This is a genomic window from Streptomyces sp. Ncost-T10-10d (assembly GCF_900091955.1).
In the GTDB taxonomy this organism is placed as follows: Bacteria; Actinomycetota; Actinomycetes; order Streptomycetales; family Streptomycetaceae; genus Streptomyces.
This window is the reverse complement of the sequence record NZ_FMDF01000207.1, coordinates 174,367-193,916: the sequence shown is the minus strand read 5'-3', so window position 1 is coordinate 193,916 and position 19,550 is coordinate 174,367. Positions and strand designations below refer to the sequence as shown.

The 19,550-nt window shown below is 71.0% G+C and carries 17 protein-coding genes and 1 pseudogene; 9 read left to right on the top strand and 9 right to left on the bottom strand.

Annotated features, from left to right (window positions below):
- Positions 1-673 (bottom strand): annotated as a pseudogene (locus GA0115254_RS44950) (hypothetical protein); the annotation flags it as partial.
- 314 nt (positions 674-987) lie between these two features.
- Here GA0115254_RS44950 and GA0115254_RS46915 point away from each other — a divergent pair.
- Positions 988-2,670 carry a hypothetical protein gene (locus GA0115254_RS46915; protein WP_141720977.1) on the top strand — a complete coding sequence of 561 codons (1,683 nt, stop codon included), beginning with the start codon at positions 988-990 and terminating at the stop codon, positions 2,668-2,670.
- 75 nt (positions 2,671-2,745) lie between these two features.
- Positions 2,746-3,147 (top strand): RNA-binding S4 domain-containing protein, encoded by a 402-nt coding sequence (locus GA0115254_RS36135; RefSeq protein ID WP_093899481.1) that lies wholly within the window; start codon positions 2,746-2,748, stop codon positions 3,145-3,147.
- A gap of 150 nt (positions 3,148-3,297) precedes the next feature.
- Here GA0115254_RS36135 and GA0115254_RS36130 read toward each other — a convergent pair whose 3' ends face one another.
- From GA0115254_RS36130 to GA0115254_RS36120, 3 genes are all read right to left on the bottom strand, one after another.
- Positions 3,298-3,549, bottom strand: a complete 252-nt coding sequence (locus tag GA0115254_RS36130) for a DUF2630 family protein (RefSeq protein ID WP_093899480.1) — start codon at positions 3,547-3,549, stop codon at positions 3,298-3,300.
- 37 nt (positions 3,550-3,586) lie between these two features.
- Positions 3,587-4,534, bottom strand: a complete 948-nt coding sequence (locus GA0115254_RS36125) for an NADP-dependent oxidoreductase (protein WP_093899479.1) — start codon at positions 4,532-4,534, stop codon at positions 3,587-3,589.
- Between the two features lie 89 nt (positions 4,535-4,623).
- Positions 4,624-5,520 carry a hypothetical protein gene (locus tag GA0115254_RS36120; RefSeq protein ID WP_093899478.1) on the bottom strand — a complete coding sequence of 299 codons (897 nt, stop codon included), beginning with the start codon at positions 5,518-5,520 and terminating at the stop codon, positions 4,624-4,626.
- 119 nt (positions 5,521-5,639) lie between these two features.
- Between GA0115254_RS36120 and GA0115254_RS36115 the strand changes: the two genes are divergently transcribed.
- Positions 5,640-6,050, top strand: coding sequence for a hypothetical protein (locus GA0115254_RS36115; RefSeq protein ID WP_093899477.1), 411 nt, complete (start codon positions 5,640-5,642; stop codon positions 6,048-6,050).
- Positions 6,051-6,159: 109 nt separating this feature from the next.
- On the opposite strand, the gene GA0115254_RS36110 is transcribed toward GA0115254_RS36115, so the two are convergent.
- The 3 genes from GA0115254_RS36110 to GA0115254_RS36100 all read right to left on the bottom strand — a co-directional run bounded on the left by GA0115254_RS36110 (position 6,160) and on the right by GA0115254_RS36100 (position 8,449).
- The gene (locus GA0115254_RS36110) at positions 6,160-6,582 is read right to left on the bottom strand and encodes a universal stress protein (RefSeq protein ID WP_093899476.1); all 423 of its coding nucleotides are present in this window, start codon (positions 6,580-6,582) and stop codon (positions 6,160-6,162) included.
- A gap of 119 nt (positions 6,583-6,701) precedes the next feature.
- On the bottom strand, positions 6,702-7,355 hold the full coding sequence (locus tag GA0115254_RS36105) for an FMN reductase (RefSeq protein WP_093899475.1): 654 nt from the start codon (positions 7,353-7,355) through the stop codon (positions 6,702-6,704).
- Positions 7,356-7,360: 5 nt separating this feature from the next.
- Complete coding sequence (locus tag GA0115254_RS36100) at positions 7,361-8,449, bottom strand: LLM class flavin-dependent oxidoreductase (protein ID WP_093899474.1); 1,089 nt, start codon at positions 8,447-8,449, stop codon at positions 7,361-7,363.
- 158 nt (positions 8,450-8,607) lie between these two features.
- Here GA0115254_RS36100 and GA0115254_RS44945 point away from each other — a divergent pair, with 158 nt between their 5' ends.
- The 6 genes from GA0115254_RS44945 to GA0115254_RS48010 all read left to right on the top strand — a co-directional run bounded on the left by GA0115254_RS44945 (position 8,608) and on the right by GA0115254_RS48010 (position 12,529).
- On the top strand, positions 8,608-8,748 hold the full coding sequence (locus tag GA0115254_RS44945; protein WP_176740429.1) for a DUF6126 family protein: 141 nt from the start codon (positions 8,608-8,610) through the stop codon (positions 8,746-8,748).
- Positions 8,749-8,815: 67 nt separating this feature from the next.
- Positions 8,816-9,025, top strand: coding sequence for a hypothetical protein (locus tag GA0115254_RS36095; RefSeq protein ID WP_093899473.1), 210 nt, complete (start codon positions 8,816-8,818; stop codon positions 9,023-9,025).
- A gap of 127 nt (positions 9,026-9,152) precedes the next feature.
- Entirely contained in the window at positions 9,153-9,563 is a 411-nt protein-coding gene (locus GA0115254_RS36090) for a VOC family protein (protein WP_093899472.1), read from the top strand.
- A 56-nt stretch (positions 9,564-9,619) separates the two neighbouring features.
- Positions 9,620-10,759: a Fic family protein gene (locus GA0115254_RS36085; RefSeq protein ID WP_093899471.1), complete on the top strand. Its 1,140-nt coding sequence runs from the start codon at positions 9,620-9,622 to the stop codon at positions 10,757-10,759.
- 478 nt (positions 10,760-11,237) lie between these two features.
- Positions 11,238-12,299, top strand: a complete 1,062-nt coding sequence (trpS, locus tag GA0115254_RS36080; RefSeq protein ID WP_256102960.1) for a tryptophan--tRNA ligase — start codon at positions 11,238-11,240, stop codon at positions 12,297-12,299.
- 68 nt (positions 12,300-12,367) lie between these two features.
- A complete protein-coding gene (locus GA0115254_RS48010; RefSeq protein ID WP_176740428.1) occupies positions 12,368-12,529 on the top strand; it encodes a hypothetical protein in 162 nt (53 codons plus the stop codon).
- A gap of 12 nt (positions 12,530-12,541) precedes the next feature.
- Here the strand turns inward: GA0115254_RS48010 and GA0115254_RS36075 are convergent, their stop codons facing one another.
- Complete coding sequence (locus tag GA0115254_RS36075) at positions 12,542-14,530, bottom strand: NAD-binding protein (protein WP_093899469.1); 1,989 nt, start codon at positions 14,528-14,530, stop codon at positions 12,542-12,544.
- A 30-nt stretch (positions 14,531-14,560) separates the two neighbouring features.
- Positions 14,561-19,534 (bottom strand): DNA repair ATPase, encoded by a 4,974-nt coding sequence (locus GA0115254_RS36070; RefSeq protein ID WP_093899468.1) that lies wholly within the window; start codon positions 19,532-19,534, stop codon positions 14,561-14,563.
- Positions 19,535-19,550: the final 16 nt, after the last annotated feature.

The window sequence follows — 19,550 nt, the reverse complement described above, 5'->3', positions numbered from 1 at the left end:
GGGCCAGTGCCTCAACGGGCTGCGGCTCGGCGGGGGCCTCGGCCTCGACGGTGGCGGGTGCGGGTTCCGTCTCGGTCTCGGCGGTGGCGGGCTTCGCCTCGGTCTCGGTGGTCGGTGCAACCACCGGCTCGGTGGGAGCCTCGGCCTCGACGGTGGCAGGCGTGGGCTCCGGCTCGGCGGGGGCCAGTGCCTCAACGGGTTCCGGCTCGGCGGGGGCCTCGGCCTCGGCAGCGGGCGTAGCCTCCGGCTCCGTAGCCACCGGCTCGACCTCGACCTCGTCGGGCTTCGCAGCCACCGGCTCCGCAACCTCGGCCTCCGGCTCAGGCTCTGCCGGCTTCGGCTTCAGCTTCGGGGCCGAGCCCTGTGCCGGGACCGTGGCGATGGACGCCTTGTCGAAGGCCGCCGCCACCAGGTCCGATGCCAGACCGCTGTCGCCGATGGCGGACCGGTGGGAGGCGGGGGCCGGTACCGACGCCTTGGTGGCCGAGGCGGTTTCGCGCACCGGGGCGGTCTCCGCAGCCGACTCGTCCACCGTTACCGTGACCGGCTCCGACTCCGCGGGTGCGGTGCGTTCGGTCTGGGGCGGGACCGTGGCCGTCGGCGCCGGCGCCGACGCGTCCTGCTCCGCGCGGTCGCGGCCGAACACCTTGCGCAGCAAGCTCCGAATGCCCATGGGCGAGGCCTTTCGCGTGAGTTGGGTGCGATAAATGTCCGACCTGCGGGATTCATCCCTGGCCAGGGCGGATACGTAAGGTTAGCGGCCGGATCCGGCCGTTTGGCGGTGCGGCCCGCCCGTGGGGCAACTGAGCCGCAACCGAGCCCCGACCGAGTCCTGTGCGCATGTCGTGCGGGCCTGATGTACGTCGTTCACATGTGCCTATCCGGTTCCGAGTTGCCTTGTTAGCGTGAACGGCCGGTGCGTCTGACGAGCAGTCAGGCACACCGTTGTCTGTTTTATCCGCATGCGCTGTCAAGAAGGGCTCTCACATGGGAAAACGATCCCGCAGAACACGTCTTGCGGCCTGTGCCGTGGCAGCGGGGGCGATGCTTTCCGGCCTCGCACCGGCAGCCGGTGCCACCGTCGCCCAGGCGGCCACCCCGTCGTCCGCGGCGTCGGCCGCGGACGATCCCGCACCGGGTCACGAGGGTATGCCGGACGACGGTTTCGACGACGAACCCGAGGGTGAGCAGGACGACTTCGCCGGAGCTGGAGCCGGAGCCGGAGCCGCCGCGGCCGCCCCGAGCGCCGCTCCTGCCGCCCCCGTCCCCGGCCGGGCCGCCGACTTCAAGCTGGCGACGGGCACCGATATCTCCGCACTCGTCACCAGACTGGACGCCGCGCTGCCCAAGCAGGGCCTCACCGAACTGATGGAACAGGCCAATCGGGCCGCCGGGTGGGAGGGGGCCTGCGGAACCGCCGGTATCTACGGTTCCGATCTGGCGGTCAACCACCGCGTCTGCTGGAAGAGCGACGACGCCACCTCCTCGGAGTGGGTACCCCAGGCCATCACCGGGGTCTCGGACGCGCAGGAGGACGAGGACTGGGGCACGTCGAACGCCGAGCCGATCGCCGTGGCCGGTTACGACGCGGAGAATCCGGGCCGCAGCGACTTCACCGCGGGCCGCGACAACTGCGTCCAGGACTCCGCATCGGATGCCTGCAACGAGAAGGGCATCCGGGTCAGCTTCTTCAATCAGGCCACCCGGATGTACCGCCATGTGCTGCTGGTCTGGCCGTACATGAACTCCAAGGACCACATCTCCTTCGATGCTCTGCACGCGCGCGAAGGCAAGTGCACCACCGGCGTGACGTCCTCCTGCGCGGCGCAGAACGGCATTCACGCCGGTGGCATGGTCTGGTACGGCAACTACCTGTACGTCGCCGACACCGCCAACGGCATGAGGGTCTTCGACCTGCGCAAGATCATGGACCTCAACCCGGACAACAACGCCGACGTCAACGACCCGACGCCGGACGGTCTGGTCAGCGATGTCCTGGACAAGAAGCGGGTCGGCAGGCAGAGCAATGTCTGGTACTCCTACGGCTACCGCTATGTCATGCCGCAGGTCGCCACGCTGAAGTTCACCACCGCGAAGAACGGGGGGACCACCAGCGGCAACCAGTGCTACGCCACCGGGCGCCCGAAGGCCTCGTACATCTCGCTGGACCGCACCGGCACCGACCACATGGTCCTCGGTGAGTACTGCAACACCAACAACGGCGGGAGCAGTCCCGGCCGGGTCGGTACGTACCCGATGACCGAGCTGACGGCCGCGGTCGAGGGCGCGACCGGGACGGTCGCCAACGCCGACCTCGCCTACGGTCTGCCCACCGGAGCCACCTTCAACGGTGAGGATCTGTGGCACAAGATCCAGGGCGTCACGCGGTACGAGGGCAAGTGGTACTTCCACCGCAGCAACGGCTACGACAACGGCCGGCTGCTTCAGGCCACGCCGGAGACGGTCGATGGAACCAGCCGGCTCGTCGGCAACGCGAAGACCCTGGAGTCGGCGTTCGGGCCCGAGGACCTCTACCTCGCGCACGGGCGCGGTGACGGGTTCCCGCCGCAGCTCTGGTCGCTGGGCGAGCATGCGCCGAGCAAGTGCGGGGCGTGCAAACGTGAGGTGTACAGCTACAACATGGCGGAGGTGATCAGCGACTTCGGCTGATCCGCGTGACCTGACCCGCATGACCCGACCCCGCATGACCTGACCCGACGCGCGGGCCGCACTAGAGTCGGTTGCATGGTTTCCGGTGAGGCGCCGCAGGCGGAGGGAAGCGTCCGGGTCGACGTCTGGATCTGGTCGGTCCGGCTGACGAAGACCCGTTCGCAGGCCGCTGCCGCCTGCCGCGCGGGACATGTGAAGGTCGCCGGCGAGCGCGCCAAGCCCGCCCAGGCGTTGCACGTCGGCGACGAGGTACGGCTCCGGCACGCGGGCCGGGACCGGATCGTCGTCGTGTCGAAGATCGTGAAAAAAAGGGTCGGCCCTCCGGTGGCGGCGGATTGTTTCATCGACAACAGCCCGCCTCCGCCGCCGCGCGAGGTGGCGATCCAGGTTCCGGTACGGGACCGGGGCGCGGGGCGGCCGACGAAGCGGGACCGGCGGGAGATGGAGCGGTTGCGGGGGGCCGGGCCCACGGGGTGACCGGGGCCGTCCGATGGCCTCAGGAGCAGCAGCCCGGACACGGCGGCGACGGCGCCGATCGTCGCCATCACTCCGGAGACCGGACCGACGAGGGCCGGCGCGGCGATTCCGCCTTCGCGTCGGTCGACGCGTCCCCCTGATGTCGTGCGTTCAGCCCGAGTAGCCCTCGACCTCGTCGGCCGGCCGGACCGTTGCCGCGGACGGGTCCTCGCCGAACTCACTGAGGGCGCGGCGTCGGCGCAAAAGGTCCCAGCACTGCTCGAGCCGGACCTCCACCATACGCAGGCGGGACTTCTCGTCCTCGGTGAGACCCATGTCCTCGGTGGAGCGGTTGCGCAGGTCCCGTTCCTCGGCGACGAGTCCGCCGATGTTGTCGATGATGTCGCGTTCCTGGTCATCCATGACGCCTCCTTCGGGTCTTGCGCCGTGGGGCGTGGGATCACAGCACGATGACCGTCTTGCCGCGTGCGCCGCCCGTCCGGTTCCGGTCGAGGGCCTGCGGGGCCTTCTCCAGCGGGAGTTCGATGTCGATGGGCACGCGCAGGACGCCCTCGGCGACTCCCTCGGCCAGGACGTCGAGCAGGACCGGGGTGGGTTCGAGCCGGAAGTCGATGCCGGTCACGTCCGCGGGGAGGGCGGCTCCGGTGGCGACGCCCCGCGTGGTGAGGGCGATGCCGCCGCCGCGTACCAGCGCGGCACGGGCGGCGAAGGCGTCCGGGGTGGTGGAGACCAGGTCGACGAGTGCGTCGACGCCGTCCGGGCAGGTCTCCCGTACCGCCGCTTCGAGAGGGCGGTCCGTGGTGTCGATCGTGACGGTGGCCCCCAGGGCCGCCATCCGCTTGCGTTCGTCGCCGCGCACGGCCGCGAGCACACGTACGTCGCGGGCCGACGCGAGCTGGGTCAGATAGCTGCCGACGCCGCCTGCCGCCCCGATGACCAGCAGGCTCTCGTGGCCGCGGAGCACGGCGATCTCCAGGATCTCGGCGGCCGCCATCCCGGCGGACGGCAGCGCCGCCGCGGTCCGCAGGGGGAGACCGTCCGGGACGAGGGTGATGGCGGAGTCCTGCGGCACGGACACGTAGTCGCAGTAGGTACCGGCTCCGGACGCAGGCCCGGCCGTCCGGCCGAAGACCTGGTCGCCTACCCGGAAACGGTTTCCGCCGCTGCCGATCATGTCCACCCGGCCCGCGAAGTCCACGCCGACGACCAGCGGGAACACACGCGGGGCGAGTCCATCGTCCAGGGAGCCCTGTGCGGCCTGCCAGTCGCACGGGTTGAGTGCGGCGTACTCGATCCTGACCCGTACCTCACCGGCTTCCGGTTCGGGCTTGGGCATCTCGACCAGTGCGGGGTCGGCCCGGAACGCGCTGACGGCTATGGCTCGCATGTGGAAGACCTTTCAGTCGTCCCCGATCCGGCAGTCACGTCAACCACTCTTCCCCGGCCCGCCCGCCGCCGCACGTCGAACCGGGGCCGCTACGGACGCTGCCCGCCGGCGTGCACTGCGCGCGCCGCCCACAGCCGCCCGAGCACTGCGCACAACGCCACCGCCAGCCCCGTGGCGAACACGATCCACACCGTCGTACGCAGCGAACCCGTCAGCGCGTCGTACACGGCCGCCACACTGCCCGTCTCGCCGGCCGGCACTTCGGACAGCACCTGGTCCCGGGCGACCGCGATCAGCGCGCGCAGCACGAGTGCCCCCAGCGCGAAACCGAACCCGGCCCGCGCCACGGCCGAGAGCGCGGCGAGCGCGGAGCGCCTGCGCCCCGGTCCGCCGCGCACCCAGGCCACGACCACCGTCAGGACGGCGAACACGACCGTGGCCACGGCGGGCCATACGCTGCCGGCCCGCAGCCACCGGAAGGTCTGGCGCAACTGGTCGGCGCGGTCGGCGGAGACGATCGTGATGTCCGTGTGCTGGACCGGGATCCGGTCGGCGAACGGCACCCCGTTCGCCTGCAGGTTCTGTTTGACCTGCTCGGTCACGGGCGCCAGATCGATCGTCACGGCCTTGCCGGTGCTGCCGTTCAGCGCGGCGGTGACGGCCTTGTGGGCGGTGCGGTTGGCGGCGTTCCACACGGCCTGGAAGGCGTCGGTGGTGGTGAAGGACATCACCGCCTCGTGCAGGAAGTCCCGCACGGTGCTCTGGAGCGGCCCGGCGTCGATCTGCGTCATCGTCGCGTCGGTGATGAGGTTGCTGACACTGCTCCGCACCTCGGGGTCGGAGGCGAGCGGGGCCACCGCGGCGACGTAACGGTCCGTGTTGTCGATCTCCAGATCCACCCAGGCGGAGAGTGCGCTCAGCGGGACGAGCACGGCGAGCAGCACCAGCACCACCACCGCCCGAGCCGCCGAGAGATACGTCCGCACCTCTCCAGGGAATCCCGTACGGGAGCCGCGCGCCCAGGGCCCTGCGCCATTCGAGTTGCCGGGCGGCGCGGCCGGGTGTGCTCTGGAGGGAAAAGGGGCGACGGAAGGAGTTCTCCGCCATGGCCACTCATGCAGCAATGCCGACCCGTGGACGGGCCGGGGCCGGGTCGAGTGAACGTCGGCACAGCGCGCTCGCCTGGGCCGTACCCGTCACGCTGGGCGCGGCGTACGGCCTCTACGCCTCGTTCATCCTCCGCAACAACGGCGCGAGCGGTGGCCGGCAGTTCTGGTACGGCCTGATCTGTGCGGTGGTGCTCGCCGCCCTCTGCTTCGCGCTGGGCCGGATCCAGCACACCATGATCCCCCTGGTGAGGGCGGTGGCGTACGGCGCGCTGACAGCCGCGGCGATCGGCCTGCTGGTCGGGCTGACCGATTCGAGCGTGCTGCGGTCCTCGGCGCTGGGACTTGCGGTCGGCCTCGGGATGTTCATCACCACCTTCTACATCTTCTACACGCGAGAGAAGACGTGAGCGCTCTCCCGTCGCATCCGAGGGCGCGGGGAGGTGCGGGTGCCCGCGCCGACATGAGGACGGGCCCGCGCGGGGCGCGGGCCCGTCCTCATGTGTCACGCGGTTGCGGTCAGTCGCGAACGACCGTCACCGGGCACGGTGCGTGCTGGGTGACATGGAGGCTGACCGAGCCGAGCAGGGTCGCCTTGAAGCCGCTGTAGCCTCGAGCCCCGACGACCAGCAGGTTCGCGCCCTTGGCGCGTTCCAGCAGGGCCTGGGCCGGGTTGCCGATCACCACGACCTTGCTGACCGCCGCCGCGCCCTCGGCGCCCAGGGCCTCCTCCAGTGCCTCGGTGAGGGACACGGTCGCCACCGCCTGCGGGTCGAAGTCCTCCGGCATGCCCGGCATCATGGACGCCCAGCTGGTCGCGGGGTACTCCCAGCTGTTGACGGCCTCCACCGTGTCACCGGTCAGTTCCGCCTGGCGTACGGCCCAGTGCAGTGCCTTGATCGACGACTCGGAGCCGTCAACGCCCACCACGATCCTGCCCATCTCTGCCTCCAGCTCGGTTCGGCTCAGTGCGCAGAGGCGTCGTGCGAGAAAACCCCGCACGACGCATCTTTCGGATCAACTCTAATCAAACCGGACAGGACTTCGAGCGGCGGGTCCCCTCAGTCCAGCCGGAGGTCGGCGAGTTGCTGCTCGAACGGCACGACCTCGCCGTCGAGCCCGAGCGCCCTCGACGCCCCGGAGGCCGCCCGGCCGCCCGTGATCATGGTCGCGAGCTCGCCGCCCGCGCGCCGGATGCGGGACGGCAGGCCGTCGGTGTACTCGTCGCCGGACGAGCCCCAGTCCTCCGATGCCGCGTACACGGAGGTCGGTACGACGGTGGCCCGCAGATAGGCGAAGAGCGGACGCATCGCGTGTTCCAGGACGAGGGAGTGGCGGGCGGTGCCGCCCGTCGCCGCGATGACGACGGGCTTGCCGGTCAGCGCCGTGTTGTCGATCAGGTCGAAGAACGACTTGAACAGTCCGCTGTACGACGCGGTGAAGACGGGCGAGACGGCGATCAGGCCGTCCGCCTCCGTCACCTCCTTGATCGCCTCGTCCAGGGTGCTGGGCGGGAAACCGGTGACCAAGTGGTTGGCGATGTCGACGGCCAGGTCGCGCAGATCGATCAACCGGACCTCGACCGTGCGGTCCTGCTCGGCCATCAGGCGCTCGCGGGCGGCGCCGGCCAGCCGCTCGGCCAGCAGCCGGGTCGAGGACGGCTGGCTGAGCCCGGCCGATACGGCGACGATCCTCAGGGGCTCGGTGGCGAACACGGTGGTCAGGCCTCCTTCGTGGCCGTGCGGGCGGCGACGGCCGGGTGTACGGGGGCGGAGTCCGGGACCCCGGCCGGCCGCAGGTTGGCGAACTCCTTGCGCAGCACCGGGACGACCTCCTCGCCGAGGATGTCGAGCTGCTCCAGGACCGTCTTCAGCGGCAGTCCCGCGTGGTCCATCAGGAACAGCTGGCGCTGGTAGTCGCCGACGGCATCCCGGAAGGACAGGGTCCGCTCGATGACCTCCTGCGGGGAGCCGACGGTCAGCGGGGTCTGCTGGGAGAAGTCCTCCAGGGAAGGGCCGTGACCGTAGACCGGTGCGTTGTCGAAGTACGGGCGGAACTCCCGTACCGCGTCCTGCGAGTTCTTCCGCATGAACACCTGGCCGCCGAGGCCGACGATGGCCTGCTCGGCGGTGCCGTGCCCGTAGTGCGCGTACCGCTGCCGGTAGAGGTTCACCATCTTCTTGGTGTGCTCGATGGGCCAGAAGATGTTGTTGTGGAAGAAGCCGTCCCCGTAGTACGCGGCCTGCTCCGCGATCTCCGGGGAGCGGATGGAGCCGTGCCAGACGAACGGCGGGACGCCGTCCAGCGGGCGCGGGGTCGCGGTGAAGGACTGCAGGGGCGTACGGAACTTGCCCTCCCAGTCGACGACGTCCTCGCGCCACAGCTTGTGCAGCAGGGCGTAGTTCTCGATGGCGAGCGGGATGCCCTGGCGGATGTCCTTGCCGAACCAGGGGTAGACCGGTCCGGTGTTGCCGCGGCCCATCATCAGGTCGACGCGGCCGTCCGCGAGGTGCTGGAGCGTCGCGTAGTCCTCGGCGATCTTCACCGGGTCGTTGGTGGTGATCAGCGTCGTGGACGTGGACAGGATGATGTGGTCGGTGCGGGCGGCGATGTAGCCGAGCGTGGTCGTCGGGGAGGACGGGACGAACGGCGGGTTGTGGTGCTCACCGGTCGCGAAGACGTCCAGTCCGACCTCCTCGGCCTTCTGGGCGATGGCGATGGTGGCCTTGATCCGCTCGTGCTCGCTCGGTGTCCTGCCGGTCGTCGGGTCGGTGGTGACGTCTCCGACGGTGAAGATCCCGAACTCCATGGCGCCCGCCTCCAGATTTGTTGAACCTTGAACTATCTGAACACACCCTACAACGGGGCGCCCCTCTGACCTATTCCGCCGGGGAGGGATCGGGGCCGTGTGTACCCTGGATGGAACCCGCGGGCCGGTCGCGGACCGCACCGGACGGAGGCGGGGCTGTGAGCGGGAGCGGCGGCGAGAGCGAGCGCTGGAAGGAGCGCGGCGTCGCCCTGCGCGTCTTCGTCTACGTCTTCGCCACGCATCTCTTCGCGGGCTTCATCTGGATCCTGTTCTACGTCGGCGAGCACGCCGAGAAGTGAAGTGAGCGGGGCGGGGTGGGGGGCATGGGCGGCACCACACGGGCGCGCCTGGACACGGCGCTCGCGTGTGGACGACATCTGGAGCGCCCTGTTCGCGCTGGCCGAGTTCCCCGAGCGCTTCCTGGTCGCCGCCGTCCTGGACGGCCACCACAAGCTCGCCGCCTACGCGGTGGCCGGTGTGCCCGCCGGGGTCCTGCTCCTGTCGAGGGCGGAGGACAACTGGGGCGCGGAGGCGGGCTGGAGCGAGGCGTTCGACGAGGTGCTGAGGCAGTTGTAGGCCGGGCGGCGGAGAGGCGTACGACCCGGGACCGGGAACCGGGTCCGATGCGGACGAGGGCACCGTCCGCCTACGCTGCGGGCCGGGGCACGCGCAGGGCGTGCCGCTGTCGGGCAGGAGCCCCACCATGCCGTTCACCGGACAGCCCCACGTCCGCATCGCCCGACCGTCCCGGGACCTCGCCGCAGCCGAGCGGTTCTGGGCGGACGGCCTCGGGCTGAACGTCCTGTACCGCGCCGGAGCGGAGCGGGAGCCCGGCACACACGACCTCCTGATGGTGGGACACCCGGACGCGTCCTGGCACCTCGAACTCGTCCACGGCGGGGACCATCCCACCGACCCCCGCCCCACCGACGAGGACCTGCTCGTCCTGTATCTGGACGGGCCGGTGCCGGAGGGGATGGTGGACCGGCTGGAGGGGCACGGCGGCAAGCGGGTCCCGTCGCCGAATCCGTACTGGAACGAGTGGGGCGTCACCGTGGAGGACCCGGACGGGTACCGCCTCGTCCTCTGCCGACGAGGGTGGTCCAACTCCTGACGGGGCCGCGAGGGCGCACCGAGCGAGGGATGATAGGAACTGGGTATCATTGCGTCATGCTGTACGAGATGCCAAGCCTGGAATCGGTCGACCTTCAGGTCCTGGAGCAGATCAACGGCCTGCGCGAACAGCTGCGCCATGCGGTGCAGCAGGCTCCGATGAAGTGGACCCTTGATCTGCGCAAGGCCCTGACGGCCAGCGCCATCGCGGCGTCGAACACGATCGAGGGCTACAGGGTCGATGTCGCGGATGTCGCCGACTTGATGGACGGCGAACGCGAGGTCGAGGCCAGTGATGAGAACAGGGCGGAGACGCTGGCCTACCAACAGGCCATGACGTACATCCAGTCGCTTCATGACGTGACCGATTTCCGCTACAGCAAGGAACTCCTCAACAGCCTGCACTGGATGCTCCAGGGGCATCACCATCCCCGCAAGCTCGCCGGGCAGTGGCGCAGGACCTCGATCCGCATCACCGCACCGGGCGACGAGCTCGCCACCGATTACGAAGGCCCTGACCAGGAGTGGGTTCCCGGGCTCATGAGCGAGCTCGTGGACTGGCTCAACGAAGGCGACCTGGACAGTCATGTCCTGCTCCGTGCAGCCATGGCCCACCTGAACCTGGTGAAGATTCACCCCTGGCCTGACGGCAATGGCCGCATGTCCCGCTCGCTGCAGACCCTTCTCATCGCACGCGGGGGCGTTCTCGCCCCCGAGTTCTCCTCGATCGAGGAATGGCTGGGCATGCCCGGAAATACCTGGGAGTACTACAAAGTGCTGCGAGAGGTCGGAGGGCCGGTCTGGTCGCCGGAGCGCGACACCTTGCCCTGGATCAAATTCAATCTGCTCGCCTACCACCAGCAGACTCAGCGGGTGCAGCACCGTGTCGACCGTTCCAACGACTGCTGGATGCAACTGATGGAGGAGACAGGTACGCACGGAGTTACGGAGCGGCAGGTCACCGCGCTGCACGAGGTGGCCATGGTCGGCCGGGTGCGGCGCAGCCGGTACGAGAAGGCCGAAGCGATCAACACGCAGCAGGCCACGCGGGATCTGCAGGCACTCACCAAGGCGGAGTTGCTGACGGCCGTGGGCCGGACGAAAGGCCGTCACTACGTCGCCGGCCCGCAGTTTCCGGAGCGGGTGCTGGCCACGGCGCACCGGCGGCACATCATCAGCAATCCGTATGCCGCGTAGCGTCGTGCAGCGACGTACTGCCGCGGCCGCAAGGGGCAGCTGCGCTCGTGAAGGCTCATCCTCCTGCCGGGGACGGCCTGTTGACCGAGGCGCGCGAGGTCGGCGCACCGGCCGTGAAAACCGCTGTCCCGTTGCCGGAGCGCGTTGATAAACAGTCGGCGTGGCAATGACTCAGGGGTTCTCTGGGCGGCACGCACGGGTCTCGCCCGGACGGGAGATCGAGACGCGGGTGTCCCCGCCGATGGGCGCCGGGAATGGGACGTGACCGTATCGCCGGGGCGCGTTACCATCGGCCCATGACCTCCGTACCGTGCCGAAACTGGTGGCGCTCCTTCTAGGAGCGGCCGCCTCATCTGCACGGAACCAGGGCCGTTCGATATGGACGGCCCTTTTCTCTGCCCTCGTACGGGTGCGGATGCCGGTGGTCCCGGCGGGCCGTCCTCCACGCAACCAGCATTCGCGAGGAGAGAGCCACGTGATCACAACCACCGCCGCAGCCACGGCCGCCGAACCCGCTCAGCGCCGCAGCGCCGAGCTGGAGCGGCTGATCCAGCAGACCCCTGGCCGGTTCCGGGTGATGACCGGGGACCGGCCCACCGGGCCGCTGCACCTCGGGCACTACTTCGGCACCCTCCACAACCGGGTCCGGCTCCAGGACCTCGGCGTGAACGTTTTCGTGATCATCGCCGATTACCAGGTGCTCACCGACCGGGACGTCGCCGACCGGCTCACCGAGCACATGGAGGCGATGCTGCTGGACTACCTGGCCATCGGGATCGACCCCGCGCGCTCGACGGTCTTCAACCACAGCGCCGTGCCCGCGCTCAACCAGCTGATGCTGCCCTTCCTCAGCCTCGTCTCCGTCGCCGAGCTGAACCGCAACCCCACCGTCAAGGACGAGATCGCGCACTCCCGGCAGTCGGCCGTCAGCGGGCTGATGTTCACGTATCCCGTGCACCAGGCCGCCGACATCCTGTTCTGCAAGGGCAACCTCGTCCCCGTCGGGCAGGACCAGCTGCCGCACCTGGAAGTGACGCGGAGTGTCGCCCGCCGCTTCAATGAGCGGTACGGGACGGTGTTCCCCGAACCGGACGCGTTGCTCTCCGCCGCGCCGCTCCTGCTCGGCACCGACGGCACCAAGATGAGTAAGAGCCGGGGCAATTCCATCGCGCTGGGCGCCGACGCGGACGAGACGGCGCGGTTGATCAAGGGCGCGAAGACGGACGCCGAGCGGCACATCACCTACGACGCCGAGGGCCGGCCCGGGGTGTCCGGTCTGGTGCTGCTGGCCGCGCTCTGTCTGGACCGTGATCCGCACGCCGTGGCGGAGGAGATCGGTGGCGGGGGCGCCGCCGCCCTCAAGCGGACGGTGACCGATGCCGTCAACAGCAGGATGGCGCCGATCCGGGCCCGGCGGGCGGAGTACGCGCAGGACATGGAGTACGTACGGTCGGTGCTGCGGGCGGGGAACGAGCGGGCGAACGCCGTGGCCGACGGGACGCTGGCGGAGGTGCGGGCGGCCATGGGAGGCGTGCTCTAGTCAGGTCCTGTCGTCGGACTGCCGACGGCCGGGCGCCCCGTGCCGCGACGTCCAGGATCAGCGCCGCGATGTCCCGGGCGTCGTCCGCACCGCTGTGGTGGCGGCCCTCCAGGGGCACCACGGCGCTCGGCGTGCACATCTCGGCGGCGTCGGTCGTCCTGCTGACCGCCGTGATGCTGCTGACCGAACGCCATGCCGAGGACTCCGTCCAGCGCCCCGCGGGCGCCTGACGGCGGGGCTGCTCAGCGGTACGTCAACGAGCCGCGCCTGCGCAGCAGTTCGGCCAGGCCCCGGCGCGTCGCGGCGATCACCACGCGGTCCTCGGGGCGCAGTACGTGCCCGGGGTGCAGGTCCCAGACCAGGCCCGACGGGCGGTCCGGGGAGGCGGGGCCGGGTGTGGCCAGGTCCGGGCGGCGGTGCTCCGGCGGGGTGGCGTCCAGGGCGAGGACCCGCCAGGCGCCCGCCCGGAACGCCTGCTCCACCGTGCGGCCCTCCAGCTGCGGGTGCCCCGCGACCTCGACCGCCGCGAACAGCATCACCTTCCGCTCGACCGGGATCGCGCCCAGGATCTGCCGGCCCATCATGGCGACCGCGAAGGACGGGGCGGCCAGGTGGGAGACGGAGCGGGAGCGGGTCAGGGCCTGCGGGTGGGCGGTGCGCAGGGTGCGGTAGACGGCGGTGGCGAACTCGTCGTCGAACAGGCGCAGGGCGACACGCAGGTCCGGCTTGACCGAGCGGGCGTACAGCGCGGCCTCCAGGTTGGTGGTGTCGATGCTGGTCAGGGCGAGAAGTGCGCGGGAGCGCTGGATCTTCGCCGCCTCCAGCACGCCCTCCTGTGTGACGTCACCGAGGACCACCGGTACGTGCAGCCGCCGGGCCACGGGGATTCCGCGCGCGTCCGGGTCGTCCTCCACGCACACCACGGGAATGCCGAGCTCACGCAGCCGGACGAGGACCCGCGTACCGATCTTGCCGAGGCCGAGCAGCACCACATGGCCGGACAGGCCCCGCGGCGGCCTGCGCAGGGACGAGGCTGTACGGAGCGACCCGAAGGCCTCCAGCACACCCGCCACGAGCAGCGGAAGCAGCATCAACCCGGCTACACCCGAGAGGAGTTGTATCACCTGACGGGCCATGGGGTCGCCGATCGCGGGGTCACCCATCGCGAACAGGTCCAGCAGCGTCAGATACGCGGCGTGCAACGGATCGTCGCCGGTGGTGAGCGTGGAGGCGACGGCGAGGCCGAGCACGGCCAGGCCGACACCCAGCGCCGACCAGCGCAGCCGCCGTGAGAAGAACTGGCTGAGCGGTGCGCCCCTGCCGCCCATCCGGGGCGGCGGACCGGCCGGTCCCGCCTGGCTGACCGCCTCCAGGACGACCGTGCCGCGCCCCGTCGCGGCGGCCACCTGCCGTTCGTCGGGGAGGAGTTGAGGGCCCTCCTCGCCGCTGCTGTCGGAGCCTTCGGTGCCCGCCGGGTCATGGGTGGTGGAGGAGAGCAGCGCGAGGGTGCACAGGCCGGGGTCGGCGATCCGGCCGTCCTCGGGCGGGGTGCGTTCGGCGGCGCGCAGCAGCAGGCCCTCAGCCTCGATGACCTTGCTGGAGCCGGTGAGAGCGGTCGCCGCGAGGGCGGGTGCGGCGGTGTCGGCGTCGGAGAGGACGGTGGTCGAGGCATCCAGCGCGGTCGGGTCCAGGCCGGGTGCGGCAACGGCGGCGGCCTGGTCGAGCAGGGTCTCCAGATACTGGCCCAGCTTGCGGTTGTAGAGCCGGATGACCAGCCGGAGGCGGGGGTTGAGACGGCGGGCGGTCAGCGCGGCGCGGATATTGCGCTCGTCGTCGTCATAGACCAGGGCCAGTGCGGCGGCCGATTCGACGCCCGCCTCCTCGAAGGCCTCGTCGGACGGCTCCGGCGCCTCCAGGATGCGTACTGCCTCGACCCCGGCGTTGGTGTCGCCGTTCCCGGGAGCACCTGTGGAACCGTTCCCGCCGTTGCGGTTCATCGCCTGTGACATCCGGCCGAACAGCGCCGCCGCCCGGCCCCGCCCGGTCAGCGGCAGCTCCGGCCGGCGTGCGTCGCGCCCCGGCGGCAGGACGAGGGTGACCCGCTCCCCGTACACATAGCGCAGCTCCACGGCGAGCCGCTGGGCCAGTGCGTCGTCACCGCAGACGACCATGTGGCCGCTGAACGGGGAACGTTGGGGCTGCTGGGGGAGTGTAGACACGGGACCCAGCATGCCTTGCTCCTCTCCCTCGTATCCGCCCGGTCAGTGATCTTCCCGCGGAACGGCGGATGGCGGCGCCGCGTGCCGGGCCTGCGGGCCTGCGGGCGGATGGCGCGGGTCCGCGACCCGGACGATCGCCGACTCGACCGCCGCGATCCGGTCCGCGAGCAGCCCCAGTGCGGCGACCGCTCTGGCGGTGGGATCGCCGTCCGGGGCGCCGAGCGCCTGGGTACGGACGTAGGACGCGGTGATCGCGGACCAGCGCGCGGACTGCTCGGCGGTGAGACGGCCGCGCAGCGCGGCGAGTTTCAGCAGGTTGGACTCCGCGTCCGTGGTCAGCGTCTGGGCCTCGCCCGCGTAGTGGTCGTCGATGACGGCGAGGAGCTCCGCATCGTTCATCACCGGCACGATCCGCTCGGCGATCTTGTTCATGTTGCGGTACGAGCCCTGCAGCCGGAACGGCGGCTCGGTGCGCGTCGCGTCCGTCTGCGCGGCCGAGGCGATGTACGCGGCGTTCACGGCCAGGACCGTGTCCCGGGCGGTCAGCAGATGACGCAGGACCGCGACGATCCGGTCCACCTCGGCAGGCGTGTACGGGTGGTCGAGCCGGTCCGTACGGATGGCCCGGTCCGTGCCGGAAGCGAGCCGAACGAACAGGGCGAGATCTTCGCGGGACCGCCCGGCGAGCGGGGCCAGCACCGGGTTGGCGGTCAGCGCGTTCTCGACGAAGCTCAGCGCGAAGACGTCCTCGCGGCCGCTCAGCACCTCGCCGAGATTCCACACGTCGGCCCGGTTGGCGAGCATGTCGGGGACACGGAACCGCGCCCCCGACTCGGTGTACGGATTGCCCGCCATGCACACCGCGAACCGTTTGCCCCGCAGGTCGTAGCTGCGCGGCTCGCCGGCCCGTACGCCTTCGACACGGCGGGTGGCGTCGCAGAGCGGAATGAATTTCTGGAGCAGTTCGGGCGAGGTGTGCTGAATGTCGTCGAGGTAGAGAAGGGTGTTGTTGCCCGTCTCCAGAGCGAAGTTGATCTTCTCGATCTCCTGGCGGGCGGTCGCGGTGCGGGCCTGCGCCGGATCGAGGGAGGTCACGTCGTGGCCGAGGTTCGGCCCGCTGATCCTGACGAGGACCAGGCCGAGCCGGTCGGCGACGTACTCCATGAGCGTCGTCTTGCCGTAGCCGGGCGGTGACACGAGCAGCAGCAGGCCCTGCGAGTCGGTGCGCCGGTCGGCGTCGGCGGTGCCGAGCTGCTTGGCGAGGCTGTCGCCGATCAACGGCAGATACACCTCGTCCAGGAGCCGGTTGCGGACGAACGCCGACATGACGCGCGGCCGGTGGTCGTCCAGCCGCAGCCGGGCACGCTCGGCGGCCACGAGTTCGGTGCGCAGGCGCTGGTAGGCGCGGAACCCGGGGACGGTGGTGGTGCGGAATCCGTCGGTGCGGGCGAGGAGTTCATCGAGGCGGACGGTCAGCCGGCCACGGTCGATGCGCGGGTGGGTGCCGAGCAGGCCGTCCACGGTCGCGGTGAGCGGTGCCTCGCACTCGTACCGGGTGAGCACCGGCTCCGGGCAGAGTTCCACGGCGACGGCCTCCGCGAGATCGCCCGCGTCGATCTCCGTACCGCTCGCGGCGGCGTACGAGGCGAGCCAGCCCTCGACCAGTTGGCGCCGGGCACTGAAGTCGTCGTGGAGTGCGGCGAGGTCCTCGTCGTACGCCGAAGAGCCCGTCGTGCGACGGAACTTGTCCAGGAACGTGCGCGCGGTGGCGCTCGTGACGAAACCGGCCGGGCCGCTCGTCAGCTCCTCGAAGAGGTACGCGGCGACGGCCCGGGGATCGTCGCCCCGGATGACGTCGGCCCACTCCTCCTGAAGGCCGGCGATGGCCGGGGCGAGGCCGAACGTCTCACGGGCGCGGGCCAGCGAGAGGGCCCGCCGGGTCCAGGAGGTGCGCCGGGCCTCGTCCGTCCCGTACGCCCAGAACAGTTGCGCCGCCGCTCGTACGGCGGGCGGGCAGCGCAGCAGTCCGGCCCCGGCGTGCAGCCTCAGCAGCGTGGTGAGGATGACGGTGGCGTCCTCGTCGTGGACACCGCGCTGGTAGCCCTCGTCGTAGGCGGATGCCGCCGACTTCCGTACCACTGCGGCCAGTTCGGAAGTGTTCAGGGCGCCGAGAGTGTCGGCTCCCTGCTCGTCCAGGAGCCGGGCGGCCAGATGCTCGGCCCGGTAGACGTGGGGGGACTCCGAGGGAAGCGTCTGGTCCCAGTACGGGCGGGTCGCCTCGAAGACCGGGTCGGTGACCGGCGCCCGGTAGTCCGTGCCGGTGAGGGCGAACGCGAGCCGGTCCCCGTGCGGGACGAGCGTCAGGTCGAAGGGCTGGGTGTTCACGGCGAACCGGTGTCGGCCGAGACGGATCGTCGCGCCCCCGTCCGCGTACAGCTCACTGCGGTCGCGCAGGGCCCGCCCGGCCTCCTGGCGGGCGGCCAGCAGCTGGCCGTCCAGCTCCTCGGCGCGCACCGGGTCGCCGAGTTCCCGCAGTTCGTCCGCGGTGCGGCGGACCTTGGCGACCATCGGGTCGGAGGCGAAGTAGGTGTGGACGGCGTCCAGGTCGGGCAGGGCGGCCAGCCGCCGGGACACCGTGTCGAGGACCCGGGCCGCCGAACCCGCCAGCCGCTCCGCCCGCCGGGCGCGGGCGTCCTGCAACGTCTGCCTACGGGCCGAGAACGCCTCGTACACTTCCGTCCGCCGCCCGGCCAGCTCGGCGAGGAAGTCGTCGAACTCCGCGAACCGCGACTCCAGGTTCTCCAGCTGGAGCAGCAGCCTGGCCAGTTGTTCGTCACAGGCGTCCGGGGTGTCCGCGGCGGCCAGCGCCCCCGCGACGGCCTGCCCGAGCAGTGCGAACTCGGCGGCGAACTCTGCGCGGCCCTCGTGGTCCAGGAGTTCGCGACGGCGGGCGTCGAGGGTGGCGCGGGCCCGGTTCACCCCGCCGAGGACCTCCGCGATCCGTTCCAGGATCGACGTACGGACCGTCGCGTCACCGATGTCGAGCCCGGCGACGACATCCGTGACGGTGCTCAGGCCGTCCGTCATCTCCGTCAGCCGGTCACCGAGCGCCGAGGCGTCCGCGACGGTGGTGAGCGCGGACGCCTCGGCGGCCAGGTGCGCAATGTCCTCGTGGTAGCCGACGAACGCGTCGTCCCGGCCGAGGAACGCGACGGCACGCCGGTCCGCCGCGTCGATGTCGGCTGCCGTGTCGGCGGTCAGCGCGTCGATCCGCTCGGTGTCCGCGTACCGCATCTCGGCGAGTGTCACCAAATGGCCCTGGACACGGCGGAGTTCGGTGAGCTGGGTGACCCAGGCGGCGGCCGAGCGCGGGGCCTCGCCACGGATGCGGCGGACGAGTGCGGTGAGCCGGTCGGCCGTCTCGGTGAGCGCCTCGGCGGCCTGCCGGGTCAGCTCCTGCACCGTGTCGAACTCGGTGAGGACCTGCTGGGCGGTGGCCCGCAGCTCCGCCAACGGGGCTGCCAGTTCGCCGAGTTCGGAGTCGGACAGCCAGTGATAGCGGTCGGTGGCGCGGGTGCAGTCCGCGACCAGCTGTGCGTACACGGCGGCGGTCGGTGTCGTCTCGGCGGCGCTGTGCGCGAGCGCGAGGCAGTCGGAGATGCCGCGCACGAGATCGGCGTTGCCGATCCGGGAGAGCGGACCGGTCCCGGCGGGCCGGGAGGCGGCGTAGGTGTCGGAGACGTACGGGGTCCGCCAGCGCTGCAGCGGGTGGACCCGGGCCGGCTCGTCGCCCGTGGCGGTACCTCGCAGGAGGACGAGCGTGCCGTCGTCGAGCAGGGCGTGGCCGCGGCCCTGGAGGGGAGTGGCGACCTCCTGCCGGATCAGGTTGTAGGGCAGGAGCAGGCTGCGGCCGTCGTCGGGGGAGCGGAAGACGTACAGGACGTCCTCGCCGTTCGGCGAGCGGACCGCGCCCTCGAAGACCGGGTCGGTGAGCGGTTCGGCGATGTCGAAGGTCTTGGCGGTGCCGGTGGTGAGGTAGTAGCCGCCGGGGAAGATGATCCCCTGGTCCTCCGGGAGCCGGTGGCAGGCGGGCCCGATGAGGTCCAGACGCAGAACCGTGCCGAGGAGTGTGTTGTGGACCAGATACCGCCAGGACTCCTCGTTGTACGGGCGGACGCGGAGCAGGACCAGCGGGCCGATCACGGCATGCTCGACATCCGCGTCGGCGAGTGACTGGAGGGGTTCGGTGACCGGCTCCTCGTAGATCCCGTCGGGGGTGTCGGTGTCGTTGACCGTCTTGACGGTGAGGGTGCCGCCGAGTGTGTCGACGAAGAGGACGGCGTCCGTGCCGACGCCGTCGCTGTCCTTGCCCACGGCGATGTGCGGGTGCCGGCCGAGGACGTGGGCCTCGCGGCCCGCGACGGTCCAGGTGAAGTCGTGCGACGGAGGGAAGACGTGATCGCGGTCGCCGCGCGCGTCGAGGAAAGCGCCGGGCGAACCGTCCGGGGCGAGCGCCCAGCGCAGTACGCGGATGCCGTCGGCGCTCTCGCCGGTACGGAAGACGGCGAGCAGCCTGCCGTCCACGCGGCGCAGCCGCAGGAGTCGGGCGTCGCGGTAGTAACGGTGCAGGGCGGTGAATTCGCGTACGAAGGCCTCGTCCTCGAGCAGACCGCCTCCGCCGTGGGGTGCCGCCTCCAACTCGGGTCCGTACAAAGCGAGTACGTCGCCGACCCCGGCGGCTTCCGCCGCTCCCGGGCCCCGTTCGAACCCGAACAGCAGCCGGCCGCCCACGGCCACCAGGTCGCGGGGTACGGATGGCTGCTCGGTACGGATCTGCTCGGTGCCGGTGAGCCGGAGCTCGGTCGACCCGAACTCCTCTGTGCGCCGCGCGTTGAGCGCCTCGGCGCGGTTCGCGAGATCGGCGGCCCGGGCGGTCAGCCTGCGGCGCAGCACGTCGTACGTCCCCGCGTCCACGGGGCCGCCGGCGGGCGGTGCGGTCGTGGTGTCGGTTTCCATTCGTACGGCTCTCCCT